General features: G+C 43.3%; 13 protein-coding genes. 3 read left to right on the top strand and 10 right to left on the bottom strand.

Annotation, left to right across the window (positions count from 1 at the left end):
• Nucleotides 1–266 (bottom strand): transposase (locus ACVBDU_RS04285; RefSeq protein WP_447178008.1); only part of this gene is annotated, 266 nt, incomplete at its 3' end.
• Nucleotides 267–621: 355 nt separating this feature from the next.
• Here ACVBDU_RS04285 and ACVBDU_RS04290 point away from each other — a divergent pair.
• The gene (locus ACVBDU_RS04290; protein ID WP_447178535.1) at nucleotides 622–1779 is read left to right on the top strand and encodes a formylglycine-generating enzyme family protein; all 1158 of its coding nucleotides are present in this window, start codon (nucleotides 622–624) and stop codon (nucleotides 1777–1779) included.
• A gap of 75 nt (nucleotides 1780–1854) precedes the next feature.
• Nucleotides 1855–2706, top strand: coding sequence for a substrate-binding domain-containing protein (locus ACVBDU_RS04295; RefSeq protein ID WP_447178536.1), 852 nt, complete (start codon nucleotides 1855–1857; stop codon nucleotides 2704–2706).
• Between the two features lie 63 nt (nucleotides 2707–2769).
• On the opposite strand, the gene ACVBDU_RS04300 is transcribed toward ACVBDU_RS04295, so the two are convergent.
• Both ACVBDU_RS04300 and ACVBDU_RS04305 read right to left on the bottom strand, forming a co-directional pair.
• Entirely contained in the window at nucleotides 2770–3435 is a 666-nt protein-coding gene (locus ACVBDU_RS04300; protein WP_447178537.1) for a uracil-DNA glycosylase, read from the bottom strand.
• A 391-nt stretch (nucleotides 3436–3826) separates the two neighbouring features.
• A complete protein-coding gene (locus tag ACVBDU_RS04305) occupies nucleotides 3827–4927 on the bottom strand; it encodes a Gfo/Idh/MocA family protein (protein ID WP_447178538.1) in 1101 nt (366 codons plus the stop codon).
• A 655-nt stretch (nucleotides 4928–5582) separates the two neighbouring features.
• Between ACVBDU_RS04305 and ACVBDU_RS04310 the strand changes: the two genes are divergently transcribed.
• Nucleotides 5583–6947 (top strand): tetratricopeptide repeat protein, encoded by a 1365-nt coding sequence (locus ACVBDU_RS04310; protein ID WP_447178539.1) that lies wholly within the window; start codon nucleotides 5583–5585, stop codon nucleotides 6945–6947.
• Between the two features lie 75 nt (nucleotides 6948–7022).
• On the opposite strand, the gene ACVBDU_RS04315 is transcribed toward ACVBDU_RS04310, so the two are convergent.
• The 7 genes from ACVBDU_RS04315 to ACVBDU_RS04345 form a co-directional block, all read right to left on the bottom strand.
• Nucleotides 7023–8195, bottom strand: a complete 1173-nt coding sequence (locus ACVBDU_RS04315) for a HEPN domain-containing protein (protein WP_447178540.1) — start codon at nucleotides 8193–8195, stop codon at nucleotides 7023–7025.
• A gap of 138 nt (nucleotides 8196–8333) precedes the next feature.
• Nucleotides 8334–8648, bottom strand: a complete 315-nt coding sequence (locus ACVBDU_RS04320; RefSeq protein ID WP_447178541.1) for a hypothetical protein — start codon at nucleotides 8646–8648, stop codon at nucleotides 8334–8336.
• A 100-nt stretch (nucleotides 8649–8748) separates the two neighbouring features.
• Nucleotides 8749–9609 (bottom strand): 5-oxoprolinase subunit C family protein, encoded by an 861-nt coding sequence (locus ACVBDU_RS04325; RefSeq protein ID WP_447178542.1) that lies wholly within the window; start codon nucleotides 9607–9609, stop codon nucleotides 8749–8751.
• Nucleotides 9602–10327, bottom strand: a complete 726-nt coding sequence (gene pxpB / locus ACVBDU_RS04330) for a 5-oxoprolinase subunit PxpB (RefSeq protein WP_447178543.1) — start codon at nucleotides 10325–10327, stop codon at nucleotides 9602–9604. Before pxpB ends, ACVBDU_RS04325 begins: the two co-directional genes overlap by 8 nt.
• A gap of 282 nt (nucleotides 10328–10609) precedes the next feature.
• On the bottom strand, nucleotides 10610–11323 hold the full coding sequence (gene pxpA / locus ACVBDU_RS04335) for a 5-oxoprolinase subunit PxpA (RefSeq protein ID WP_447178544.1): 714 nt from the start codon (nucleotides 11321–11323) through the stop codon (nucleotides 10610–10612).
• A gap of 50 nt (nucleotides 11324–11373) precedes the next feature.
• Nucleotides 11374–12576: an Nramp family divalent metal transporter gene (locus tag ACVBDU_RS04340; protein ID WP_447178545.1), complete on the bottom strand. Its 1203-nt coding sequence runs from the start codon at nucleotides 12574–12576 to the stop codon at nucleotides 11374–11376.
• On the bottom strand, nucleotides 12576–13670 hold the full coding sequence (locus tag ACVBDU_RS04345) for a DUF2891 domain-containing protein (protein ID WP_447178546.1): 1095 nt from the start codon (nucleotides 13668–13670) through the stop codon (nucleotides 12576–12578). The genes ACVBDU_RS04340 and ACVBDU_RS04345 overlap by 1 nt, the downstream gene beginning before the upstream one ends.
• Nucleotides 13671–13684 lie beyond the last annotated feature (14 nt).

Consider the following 13684-nt stretch of genomic DNA (forward strand, 5'->3'; position numbering starts at 1 on the left):
TGCTTTTGACCCAAAGCCCGTTCCAGCTCCTTAATGCGCTCTGCCTGCTCTTTTTGCTTCTTTGATAAACTTTTACTTTCCACTATCATTCGTGTATTACTCACGTAAAGATCGGAATATTTACGTAACCATTTATATACCGCCGTGGTACTTACCTGATAAAGCTGGCTAACATCACGAACCCGGAGTTCTCCCTTTTCAATCTGCTTGACTAATTGCAATTTGAGGCCTAAATCAAACACTCTGTGTTCTTGTCCTTTTTTCATTATACATTAAGTTTAAGAAAAAAGGCAACCTATGTTAGGCTTAGTCACATTGCATCAAAGCGTAGGCGGCTGAGTGCCCAAGCGCAGCGATGGGTGTATCGAAGCCCCGGGTTCCAGGTTTGGAGAATTATAAATACTGGCAAACTGGTAACTTATAACAAAGAAATAATACCTCCAACTCCAGCCCGATATATCGGGACTCCTCAACCCTGAACCGTAACACTGTTACCGCTTACGGATTACTAATTACTGCTCCTCTCTTATATAATATGTTTACCCTGATCTCACATCCATTTCACTCCTGTATTTTATTCGTTTATTAGTACCTTTAGGTCCGAAATCAAAATCCGATAGAATGTATCTGAAGAATCTCTCCTGTTTCTTTGTTCTGTACCTGGTATTATCCGGCATTCTTACATCTTGTAATTCCGGAAAAAAGGATCAAGAGCAAACCCAAAAGAAAAATACGGAACATACGGTCCCCGACACCATAACTTCTTGCGAAACCGGGTTGCCGGAAAGGTTTTCCGGGAATGCTGATAATGGTTCCGAAAATATTCCGCAAGGAGATATTTCTCATGAAGGAATGATATGGATACCCGCAGGAGAATTTTATATGGGGGCCGCCGATGATGAGGGACGACGAGATGAATATCCTTTACACAAAGTAAACGTCAATGGTTTCTGGATGGATGAAACAGAAGTGACCAACGCCCAATTCCGGGAGTTTATAGAAGAAACGGGTTACGTTACCACGGCAGAAAAAGCGCCGGAATGGGAAGATATCAAACAACAGCTTCCTCCCGGAACACCTAAACCGCATGATAGTGTTTTTGTTGCTGCTTCCCTGGTATTTACTCCTCCGACGCACCCGGTGCCTTTAAACGATGCATCGCAATGGTGGAGCTGGATGAAAGGTGCCGATTGGAAACATCCCGAAGGACCTGGAAGTTCCATAGAAGGAAAAGACAACTATCCTGTTGTTCATATTTCCTGGGACGATGCCAATGCCTATGCCAGATGGGCCGGGAAAAGACTCCCTACCGAAGCGGAGTGGGAATTTGCTTCCCGCGGCGGACTTAAGGACACCAAATATCCCTGGGGAGATGAAGATATCGAAGAGGGAAGGCCAAAAGCCAATACATGGCAGGGAACTTTCCCAAACAAAAATACCGACTGGGATACTTACACCCTGGCCGCCCCCGTTAAATCCTTTTCTCCGAACGGATACGGGCTGTATGATATGGCAGGAAACGTTTGGGAATGGTGTTCAGACTGGTATCGTGACGATTATTATCAACAATTACAGGATAAAACCGCCGACAATCCGAAAGGGCCGGAAAGCAGCTACGACCCCATGGAACCTACTGTTCCGAAAAAAGTGATCCGTGGCGGATCTTTCCTGTGTAATGCGTCTTATTGCAAAGGATACCGGGTGACATCACGTATGAAATCCTCTCCCGATACAGGCATGCAGCATACGGGATTCCGGTGTGTTTCCCCCGGAAGATAGATCGGATAATACAGTATGAAAACTCAGTCTATCCCGGAATAAAGTTCCTGGATAGACAATAAAATTGTTTACTTAATGAAAACCATAAAAATTACCGGGGTTCCGGAACATTTTAACCTTCCGTGGCACTTTGCTATTGAAGAAGGAGCTTTTGAAGAAAGGGGCATAGACCTGCAATGGAAAGATACTCCCGAAGGTACGGGAAAAATGTGTGACATGCTTCGTAGCGGGGAAACGGATATGGCCATTATTCTCACCGAAGGCATTGTAAAAGACATTACTGTGGGTAACCCGTCCCGTATCGTACAAACTTATATAGAAAGTCCCCTGGTATGGGGTATTCATGTGGCACAGGGTTCCGCATACCTCAAAATTGAAGATCTTCGTAACACTACAGCTGCGATAAGTCGTTTCGGTTCCGGGTCGCACCTGATGTCTTTTGTCAACGCCCGCAAAATGGGGTGGGCGACCGAAAATCTCGGATTTGAGGTCGTAAATACCATAGACGGTGCTGTAAATGCCCTTACCACCGGAAAGGCCGATTATTTTATGTGGGAACGTTTTATGACCAAACCCCTGGTAGACCGGGGCATATTCCGCCGTGTAGGTGATTGCCCTACCCCATGGCCCTGTTTTGTTATCGCCGTACGGGAAGATATACTGGAAAAAAACGGGAAAGTCATTCAACACATTCTACAAATCATAAATACCTATACAGAAGATTTTAAACAAATACCAAGTATAGACAGGACTCTCGCCAATCGATTTGATCAGAAAGTCGAAGATATACGCGAATGGCTTTCTTTAACCCGATGGAGTCAGTCCTCTATGGAGAAAAAAACCATAGAAACCGTACAGGACCAGCTTTTGGAGCTAAACCTTATTACGGAAAAACTTCCTTATGAAAAGCTGGTAACTCTTGTATGACCATACATTTCAGGTTGTATATCCCGAAAAATATACAACCTGAAATTCCTTATTGGCAAAACATCACCACTGCACCTGCTGTTTCCCCAGGCTCTCCAGATAGGCATTGGTCTTGCTAAAATGTTTATTGCCAAACCACAGCCCGCGGTTAGCGCTCAGTGGCGAGGGATGTCCAGTTTCCAGTACGAGGTGTTTGTTCCGGTCTATTTTGCTTCCCTTTCGTTTGGCATAACCACCCCACAACATAAACACCACATTTTCTTTTTCGTCCGACACCTTTTGGATTACAGCATCCGTAAAAATTTCCCATCCTTTGTTCTGATGACTCCCTGCCTGGTGTGCCCTTACTGTCAGCGTAGCATTGAGAAGCAGTACTCCCTGGCCGGCCCAGCGTTCCAGGTTGCCGCTTTTCGGATAAGGAATACCGAGATCAGCTTCTATTTCACGAAAAATATTTATAAGCGAAGGTGGATGCGCTATACCATCATTAACCGAGAAGCAGAGTCCGTTCGCCTGTCCGGGACCGTGATACGGATCCTGCCCTATAATTACCACTTTTGTACCATCAAAGCTACAATGATCAAAGGCTGAAAAGATCTCGCTCCCTTTCGGGTAGCATATATGTTTCTGGTATTCAGTCTTTACAAAGTTTACCAGGGATGCAAAATAGGGCTTCTCAAATTCCGGTTCCAGTATGGTTTTCCAGCTGGGATTTATGTTTACATTCATTATTTCGGGTTTGTCCATGCCAAAAATAACGAATCCCGAAAGTTTATCAAAAAGTCGGGGGACCTGTTCAGGGCAAACGCATTAAAAAACTATAATTGCAACGTTTAAAATTCCAGGTTACAAGTTACAAGTTGCAGGGATGGGTGATTTATAGTGATTGCGGGAGCTAAGTTTAGGAGTGCCGATATATATCGGGAGGGAGTTTTGTAGGGAAGGTTTCCGTTTCAACTCCCTAACTAACCAACTCCGAACTCATCAACAACCGGAAAACTGGCAAACCGGTAACCGACAACAAACCTTGAAGCTTTTAACCTTAAATGGAATTACGCAATTATGATACGTTTGCCCTGGGATCTGTTATTCCTTAAAAACAAATCGTTCCGAATATTTTTTACAGCTTTACTTCTCCGCCATTTGCAGCAGATCTGTATATGGCTTCGACAATACGGATATCCCGTAGCCCCTCTTCTCCCGGAACCAACATGGGTTTTTTCTGCATAATGGCCAGCGCATCATCATCCATCTGTCTTGCCTGCTGCCAGGGAAGCTGATAGGAATGGTTGATCTCTCCCAGCGGACTGCTGCCACGCACTCCTTCGTAAGCAGAAAAAGGAGCCATCTTGATATCTCCTTCATCGCACGCTATATTAAGAAAGTTAATATTCTCCCCGAAACTGGTTTTTATATCTGCAAAAACACCATCCGGAAACTCTAGTCTGGCAACTGCGGTCTCATCCAGTCCGTTTCTGTAAATTTCGGGCCTGGTGGTGGATATTCCGGCGGAGACGACAGCAACAGGCTCCATAGCAGATCCGAGCCGGGCTCCCTGAATGGCGTAAACTCCCATATCGTATAGGGCGCCTCCTCCCATTTCCTTTTTTTGCTTCCAGTGATCGGTACGGTTATCCCTGTATCCCGCAGCACAATTAACATTTTTGACATTTCCCAGTAATTTCCCCTCTACAATACGCCGGTATTCCTGTGTATTAGGTTCATGTTGCAGTCTGTAACCGATAGCAAGGGATTTTTTATTCTTATTACAGGCGTCTATCATATCCTGGCATTCCTGTTCCGTAAGTGCCATAGGCTTTTCACACCACACATGTTTTCCGGCTTCCGCAGCCCGGATAGAATATTCCCGGTGCATGGACGGCGGCAGGACTACATAGACCACATCTATATCCGGATTATCCGCTATGGTATCAAAATTTTCATAATTGTATATGTTCTTATCCGGGATATTATACTTTTTGCTCCAGGTTTCTGCCTTAGAAGGAGTTCCGGTTACAATCCCCGCGAGATAACAGTTTTTTGTCTGCTGTAATGCCGGGGCCAGCAAATCAGTACTGTAATATCCAAGCCCTACAAGGGCCACCCCCAGGCGTTCTTTGGAAATATTCCTGGCAGATAACAACAGGCCGGGCGTAAAAGCAACAGCACCACTCCCCAGGGCTATAGTCTTTAATATGGTTCTTCTGGATAAAGAGTTCATGGTTATAGATTTTTATATCAGGTGATCGGGAAACTGTCTAATATAATTCATTTTTCGCGGTTAATCAAATTCTTCTGCGGATTAGTAGGGTCATCTGTATGATTAAAGGCTCTGGAAATGATAGCCTGTAGAACATTATAAATTTCGGTTGACGCAGTATCTTATATTCTTATCCCGTCAATAAAAGTAATTCCACAAAAAGAGGGAAAATGGCTTTACAATGGCAACCGGAAACATCGTATCCGAAAGACTATATGCCATCCATTCCGGAATTTTTTGTATTTTTGGAATATACTATTTTGTACCCCTGCGAAACCAAAGCCTATTGCCTATGTTGCAAGTTCATAACCTACGGCTTCTTTTTTCATATTTAAAAACGTTTTATGCCTTAAAAAGCAAGGTATATATACCTACTTAGCCCCGAAGATAAACACGAGTTTATAATTGAAGTAATGGTCCGTTTCATCTACTTTAAGCTTACCTGCCCCCCTTGTAGTCTTAAACGATCATTATTTATATTTTAAAATTTTGTAATAAATCGATGGTAAATTTTATTTTTTCGTATTTAAGTCCGGGAAATCCCTTCTTTCCGTGGATTTATTTATAATGTTTTTATAAGTTTGCGATTATTTACGTTAATCCATAATAATAAATCATGAAAAGGAATTTTTCTGTATTGGCAGGTATTTTTGGTTCCGTTCTATTCAGTTTTGCACAGCAGAACCCGGAATGCCCACAAAACCTTTCCATTTTTGCAGAACACGCAAAAAACAAAAACTATGATTCGGCTTATGAGCCGTGGAAAATGGTCTATGAAAACTGTCCGGATCTCCATTGGGCCACATATCACTACGGTGAACGGATACTGAAGGATAAAATCCAAAAAGATCCTGCTAACAAAGAGCAGTATATCAAAACATTGACAGAACTGTATCAATCGGGGCCTAAACATTTCCCAAAGCGTTACACCGAAGTAGGAAGTTTGATAGACATCGCCCTTTTGAAGAACGACAATAAACTGGGAAGCAAAGAAGAAATATACGATCTTCTGGACCAGGCTTTCAAAAAAGACAAAGATGCTTTTAAAAACCCGAAAGCCTTATACCTGTACTTCTCTACCCTCGTAGATTTACAGGACGAAGGTAAAAAAGAACTCCAGGAAGTATTTGATGTATATGATGAAGTAACCGAAAAAATTGCGGAAGAGAATCAGGAGCTTGCGGAAATCATTGTAAAATATGTAGCTAAAGAAGACGAAGGCACTCTTACTGCCAAAGAAAAACAAATACTGGCCGGTGCCCGTCAGAATGGAGAAAACTACGAAAAAATAAGTAGTAGCGTAGACAGCAAACTTGGTAAGCTGGCAGATTGTGATAACCTGGTTCCATTATACAAAAAGAATTTCGATGCACATCAAAATGATGCTGCATGGTTGAAAAGTGCCGCGGGAAGAATGGATTCCAAAGATTGTACCGGAGATCCTTTATTCGTAAAGCTGGTAGAGGCACTGGATAAGATAGAACCTTCCGCGAGTTCCAAATACTATTTGGGTTCCTTATATGAAGAACGGGGAAATGCCAGTAAAGCCCTCGAATTTTTCAAACAGTCCATCAATCTCGAAAGCGATCCGGTTAGAAAAGCAAACAAACTGACCAGTATTGCTTCCAAAATGAGTAAGAGCGGACAAAAATCGGCTGCGAGAAATTATGCGCAACAGGCCCTGAATGCGAACCCTGCAAACGGTACACCTTACCTGATCATCGCTTCCCTGTATGCCAACAGCGCTAACGAATGTGGTAGCACTACTTTCGAGAAAAGGGCTATTTACTGGAAAGCTGCGGAGATGGCAAGGAAAGCTGGACAGGTTGATCCTTCTCTGAAAAGCCGTGCGGCACAAACTGCTGCCAGCTACGCGGGAAGGGCTCCCAGCAAGCAGGATATCTTTAGCGCCGGAATGGACGGAAAAACAGTTAACTTCAGTTGTTGGATTGGTGGCAGCGTAAAAGTGCCTAATTTATAGTAACTACACACCTTTTTTAACCATTACAATACAAAAAACCGGGTTTACAATTTTAGGATGTAAACCCGTTTTTTTTCAAACCACCGGCACCCCGGTTTTCAGATATTCCTCCATTATTTCATTTAAACATTCCATTTCGTCATATGGCATTAACTGCACGGCAAATTCCAAAGCGGCTTTTATATCCATATAAGGTTGCCTTATGGTTCCGGATAAATCATATTCCGGGTATTCCAAAGCCATCACACAAACTTTAACCAGGCTCGAAACTCCGAACAGCACATCCAAAGGGCTGTCCAGCAAAAGCTCCGCCTTGTAATATACTCTTTTGGAACTTTGCCGATATTTGTAAAATTTCTTTTCTATAAGCAATTCTATCCGTTTTTTTACGGCATCCTTTTCTTCTGCAGACAATGATACTGTTTGAGACAATGGAGGTTCTCTTTCTTTTGATTGTGAACTTACTTCATTGTCTTTATAAGTTTTTATCCCAGTATTAAAAAGCTCCCGAACCACGGTTTGTAGTATTTCATATTTCTCCAGCGCTAATTGCAGATCTTCCTTATTTATCTGATAGTTATATCCGTATCGCACCTCTTTATAAGCACGATCAAGCAACTGCAATAACCTGTATTCTTTTTCCATTTCCGTGTTGAATAACACTCCGAGCAGCGGAACAAAATCCCGGAGATATTTCTGATGCTCTGCAATGCTATGGCATATTTTTTCCTTCCCGGTCATCAGTATTTCTACCAGACGAAAAGATAGCTCTACAGATTGATGCAACATAAATGCTGCCTGAGAATAATCTTCCTTATCACAATAAAAGTCGACCCCTTCCCGGAAAGCCTTTATTTTGGTATACTCCATTTCAAAACGACGACCTACGACAGCAAGTGCTTTTCCTATATCTATGCCTTCCGATGGCGGTTTCAGATAACGCTTCTCATTTTTGTAAACCAGGTTTGCGTCTTGACAAATACGGAGAAAAAACAGGTTTCCTTCCCGAATTTGTTTTTCCGTATACTGTAAAGTGTACAGGCGAAGCAAGAAATCTTCCTGATCTCCCAATATTTGTGCTATAATGGAAGAATGATCTTTTTGCCTGGGTAAAGCTTCTTCCGGAAATAATACCAATATCAGCTTTTTTACTTCTTCCCCTTCTCCAGTATCTGATGCGTAAATGTATTGAGTATCTATTAAAGTAGTTATTTTGGCCAGTATCTCTTGAATAGTGATATCTTTCATAAGTGTTATATTTTAAGGATTAGAAAAAGGTCATTTTCAGACAATGGATTCCACCCCCTGCCTATTGCAGGGAACGGGAAGGATGAAATAAAACCTCAGATTTAAATAAGGATAAGCTTCTGACAGGTTGAAAAAACCTTAATCTTTATGGAAATAATCCCGAAGAATATCAATAAATTTACTTTCGTGCATAGGGAACAACGGATAGATCATTCCCAATATGCTGTTTATACTGAAATTCAGACGGGAAATATCCGAACTCATTTCGAGTTCTTCATCAGTGACCATGATACACAATTTCAGTAAATCGGAGATCCTGTCCGGGAGGTTCTGGTATCTCCTCTGGCGGATTTCCACCGTGTAATCTCCTTTACCCGGACAATATATTAATTGCCGGAAATAGGCCGGAGCAATTTTCCGGAGTTCTTCTAATATAAAATGTTCTTGTTTCATAATGGTGTAGCTTTAAGTTCTTTTATATTATACACCCGAAACTTCTACAGGACCCAAGTAAGATAGTTTTTTCAGTAGATTTTTTTCCTACCCATAAAGATCAGGATATAATATTCTTTGTAAGAACCTGTAAATCTACACGTTCACCCGACCTTTTCTGTGCCAGGACAGAAATACTCCTTTCCGTAAGTTGCAAAATGCGTGGATATCCTCCGGTGGTCTGGCAATCCCGCATCAATACGATCATTTTTCCGGAAGGGGTAAGCTGCACGGTACCGGGTATTGTGGCTGAAGTAATTATGTTGAAATCGTTGGGAGACAACCGTTCTTCCAGCTGATAAGCCATGCGATTGTTTTGTTTGGAAACGGTAAAAACTGAACTCTCCAACCGTTTTCTGTCGGCTTCGGATAACAATTTGTATTCTGGTCCGGGACAGACTTTTAAACGGGACTCAAACAGAAAGTCGTTATCTATCTTTATCTCTATAAGATTTTCTATATCTCCCTCAAAGGGTTCATAGGGCAGAGTACCTCCTTCACCTATCCGGGCTGTTTTGGTAACCGGAACATAAAATGATCTGCTGTGGAGTATTTTATCGGTTTTTATTCCTCCTTTAATCCCGAGGTAGGCACGGATTCCCCTGTGCAATTTACCAAACGAAAGCACATCTCCGCTTTTTACCCGAACCACGCGGTTATACGGTATTTCCGTTTTATTGAGCAAGGGCTGCATTTCCGCCCCGGTAACCACAATATGGGTAGGTTCGGAGAATTCCAGTACCGGTCCCGTCATCGTCATTTCCACAACCGCAGCGTCATCATCATTATTGAGTAACCTGTTGGCAAGCACAGCCGAAAAAACATCCATGGTACCCGAAACCGGCACTCCCATATGCCTGTATCCTGTTCTGCCAGAATCCTGAACGGAGGTATAAAAACCAGGCTTTAAGACTTTAATCATGCCACTCCTCTTTCTTTATTTTATAAACCCCCGCAGCAGCCTCAATACTTATCAGCTCGTGCTCCGCTTTTTTGACACTGAAAAACTTCACCTTGTCACCTACCTTTATTCTGCAAGGTTTTTTCCGGGATGCATCAAACAGTTTTATAGGAGAATTTCCGATAATATTCCAGCCTCCCGGGCTCTCCTGGGGGTACACTCCCGTCTGCTTTCCCCCTATACCTACAGCTCCTTTTGCTACTCTAAGCCTGGGTTCATCCCTGCGTGCGGAAAAAAGTCGTTCATCCAGTCCGCCCAGGTACATAAAACCAGGCAAAAAGCCTATGCCATATACGGTATACTCCCCTTTCGTATGAAGTTGCACAAGTTCTTCCGCAGGCATTTCCTTATCCCGGGCCAAAGCCTCAATATCCAGCCCGAACTCTTTATCATAACATACAGGGATATGCCATAAACGTCGTTTGAGTGGTTTGTGTTTACGGTTGGAATACAATTTGCGGAACTTTCTGATTATTTCCCCGGATTCCGTTTTTGTAGAAAAGATAGCCAAAAGGGAATGATATGCCGGTACCAGTTCGCATTTGTCCCCAAAAGCTTTATGAATGGCATGTCGAAACCGGATAACGTCTTCCAGAACGGCTTCGTCAATCCCCTGGGGCCACTCCATAAGAACAGCCGTTTCTCCCATAGGTTTATATACCAGTTCATAATTTTTCAAAGTTGAAGCCATATTGCTAAGTACCTAAAAAACTCTATATTTTAAAAGTAAAACCTATGTAAATTTATAATTTATAGCTGTTTATTAATATTCATCTTAGTACATGACAAAAATCGGTTTTGCACAATTTGATCGGAAAATCAGTTTAACCCCACCCCTAAAGGGAGCCTGATTTTCCTCGATTTGCTCCCTTTAGGTTGGGGTAACAATCCCGAAAGCTTTCGGGAGAGGGATTATCGAAATTCAATTTTTGTCATGTACAAAAAATATTCATACATATTGTTATACACGTAACTCTTGCGCTAGATAACAGAGTATTTCAACCGCATTGGGATTGTCTCCGTGTAAACAAAAGGTATCCGCTTTTATGGTCACTTCTTTGCCACTTAAGGTACGTACTTTGCCTTCTTTTATCATAAACAATACATGTTTCCTCACTTCTTCCTTATCCAGGATCACAGCATTTTCCATCTTTCTGGCAACAAGGCTCAGATCATCATTGTAGTTCCTGTCGGCAAAAGCCTCGTAAGTAATGCGGAATCCCCTTGAAACAGCCAGTTTTTCGATCACGGAATTATACGGAACGTAAACCGGCACCCGATCGCGGTATGGTATTATAGCAGACAGAAATATTTCCGCAATGTTTTTGTTCTTTGCCATATCGTTGTATAAAGCCCCATGCGCCTTGATATGATGCAGCGACACTCCCTTTTCCCCGAGTATGTTTTCCAGATCGGCTATCTGTTGCTGTAGGGATCCTACCAGTTCTTCCTCTTCCATATCGAGGGATTTCCTCCCGAAATTTTCCCGGTCCGGATAAGACGGATGGGCGCCTGTCCCCACGTCATTTTGCACGGCCAGATCTACCACTTTTTGCATACTCTCCATATTTCCGGCATGCCCGCCACAGGCAATACTGCACGAAAATATATAGGGCATCAGCAAATGCTCGTTGTCCAGCCCTTCGCCTACATCACAATTCAGTTTTACAGACATTCACATCGGTTTTTATCTCTATTAAAACAAGTTTTACCAATTATTCTGGTTTACCACCCAAAAACTTTGGCAATACTCCGCAATCCCAGGATAATAGTTATAAGTATAATAATCCCGGAAACTATATTCTGCCATAAAGTGTTTTTATGAATGCCAAGCACTCCCGCACGATTGACCACCCACCATAAAAACAGGGCTATTACGGGCAGTAAAATACCATTGGCTACCTGTGCGAACAGAATAAGTTCTATGGGATTCAGTCCCAGGGAAGCAAATACCACCCCTATACCGATGATCACCATCCAGACCATCCGGAACCGTATATCCGTGAGAGAAGCATTCCAGCCAAAACATCCGTTAGCCACATAGGCCGCCGCAAGCGGGGCGGTAACGGAGGAAGTTATTCCCGCTGCAAACAAACCGGTAGCCACAAAATAGGTGGCATACCTGCCATATAAAGGTTCCAGCCCATGTGCCATATCCATAGCATTACTCACATTGGTAAGGCCGCTACCCGCAGCAGTTATGATGATCGCCATAGACACCATTCCCCCCAGTATTATTGATACCAGGGTATCTTTTCTTGCCGGTTTCAGGTCGGATTCCTTATTCCACCGTTCTCCTACCAGCGAAGCGTGCAGGAACAGGTTATACGGCACTACCGTTGTTCCCACCAGTCCTATAATAGTTAAGATACTGTCCTTTGGAAACCCCGGTACGAAAGCCCCCTGAAGCACGGACTCCCAGTCCGGTTTGGTGAGCACTGCAGCACATAAAAAAGAAAGGCTCATGAGTAATACCAGTCCTATCATACACCGTTCCAAAATTTTATAATTTCCTATCCAGAGAAGGACACATGCTATTCCGCCTATTATCACCGGATAAAAAATACCGTATGCTTCCCCGAAAACCCCTGCAATACCCAGAGAGGCGCCGCTAAGGTTCCCGGCTTCATAGGCCGCGTTACCAATAACCACTGCAGAGAAAACCAATACCATTGCCGGTACTTTCAACCATTTATCCGACCGTAATTCCCTTTTTATTATTTCGGCCAGTCCCTGCCGGGTGAGAATACCTATACGTACAGCCATTTCCTGTAAAACTACGGTAGCTATTACCGAGAGAACCATAGCCCAAAGTAAAGCATAGCCAAATCCTGCTCCGGCCAACGTACATACCGTAACCGTGCCCGGGCCTATAAACGCCGCGGCGACAAGGGTGCCTGGTCCTATATTTTTGAAAAATCCGAACATCAGTGCGCGGTATTCAGGGCATATATCGCAAAAGATCCAAGCCAATGCGTTCCTTCGTAATTGTCATCTACAATATGTGGAAGTGAATGAAGTACATGATCGTTTGCTATTCGCTTTAAATGACCGTATTCCGGAAAGTCTTTGGCTATACCGTACAAACACCATGCACGGCTGAAATTAACACCATCCAGATGCACCAGTTTACCATCTTCCCTGTCGGATACCATTCCCTGTTCCAGGTTAAAAGATCTGTTCTTTAACTGTGGCAGGAATTTCTGTAGCCAGTTCCCGAATTCTTCTTTGGGCAACACTCTTCGCATAATATCCGCTTCTTCCAGGCAGGGGGACAAAAAGTCGAAACCTCCGGGTTCCCAGGTAATGGGACAATCCGCGTCCTGCAGGTAAAAGTCTCTGGCCCTTGCAGTAATAAGTTCTAACAGTAGCGTATTGTTTACTGTCTTTGCATAGTCATAAGCAAAAGCGAGCCCGAATGCCGTATTGGAATGCTCCCCTATACGTATGGGATAATTCAGTTTAGGAAGGAAATTCATGTAACCGCTTACTATAACATCCGTGAGGGGCTGCAGATTCTCTTCCAGTTCTCTTGCCAAAGGATCGTTCCACGTATGCAATTCTTCGGCCAGCTTTAGCAACCAGGCCCATCCGTAAGTCCGTTCGTAAGAAGGCTCTTTGGAGAAATAGGCTATTTCCCGCAATATATTTTCCCGGGAAATATTTTCGTTTAACTTCTTTTTTATTTCTTCCGCCCGTTCCATCTCCGGAAATTGTTTCAGCAGGTTTACCAGCATCCAGTGCCCGTGTACGGACGAGTGCCAGTCAAAACAGCCGTAAAAGGCCGGGTGCAGGCTTTCGGGTGATTGCAGGTCGGTAGAATCACTTAAGGTCTGGTTCAGCTTATTCGGATACTCGGTTTGCATACAGGCCAGCGGTAATGCGGCCAGTCTGTTGGCCTCCCCTGGAGTCAGTGTGATTTCACGGATATCGGGTTGCGGTTTTCCGGATTTTTCCCTGGATTTTTCGGGGGTACAACACACCAGCAGTAAAAGGATCAATACAGTAGAAAATTGTTTCATATCAGATATTAGAT

This window comes from Sinomicrobium endophyticum, assembly GCF_052983315.1.

What these genes read in the sequence shown, in the direction of transcription:
- ACVBDU_RS04310 (WP_447178539.1), top strand. Translation starts at nt 5,583, where the DNA reads ATGAAAAGGAATTTTTCTGTATTGGCAGGTATTTTTGGTTCCGTTCTA.
- ACVBDU_RS04305 (WP_447178538.1), bottom strand. Translation starts at nt 4,927, where the DNA reads ATGAACTCTTTATCCAGAAGAACCATATTAAAGACTATAGCCCTGGGG.
- ACVBDU_RS04345 (WP_447178546.1), bottom strand. Translation starts at nt 13,670, where the DNA reads ATGAAACAATTTTCTACTGTATTGATCCTTTTACTGCTGGTGTGTTGT.
- ACVBDU_RS04295 (WP_447178536.1), top strand. Translation starts at nt 1,855, where the DNA reads ATGAAAACCATAAAAATTACCGGGGTTCCGGAACATTTTAACCTTCCG.
- ACVBDU_RS04290 (WP_447178535.1), top strand. Translation starts at nt 622, where the DNA reads ATGTATCTGAAGAATCTCTCCTGTTTCTTTGTTCTGTACCTGGTATTA.
- ACVBDU_RS04315 (WP_447178540.1), bottom strand. Translation starts at nt 8,195, where the DNA reads ATGAAAGATATCACTATTCAAGAGATACTGGCCAAAATAACTACTTTA.
- ACVBDU_RS04320 (WP_447178541.1), bottom strand. Translation starts at nt 8,648, where the DNA reads ATGAAACAAGAACATTTTATATTAGAAGAACTCCGGAAAATTGCTCCG.
- ACVBDU_RS04325 (WP_447178542.1), bottom strand. Translation starts at nt 9,609, where the DNA reads ATGATTAAAGTCTTAAAGCCTGGTTTTTATACCTCCGTTCAGGATTCT.
- pxpA (WP_447178544.1), bottom strand. Translation starts at nt 11,323, where the DNA reads ATGTCTGTAAAACTGAATTGTGATGTAGGCGAAGGGCTGGACAACGAG.
- ACVBDU_RS04340 (WP_447178545.1), bottom strand. Translation starts at nt 12,576, where the DNA reads ATGTTCGGATTTTTCAAAAATATAGGACCAGGCACCCTTGTCGCCGCG.
- ACVBDU_RS04300 (WP_447178537.1), bottom strand. Translation starts at nt 3,435, where the DNA reads ATGAATGTAAACATAAATCCCAGCTGGAAAACCATACTGGAACCGGAA.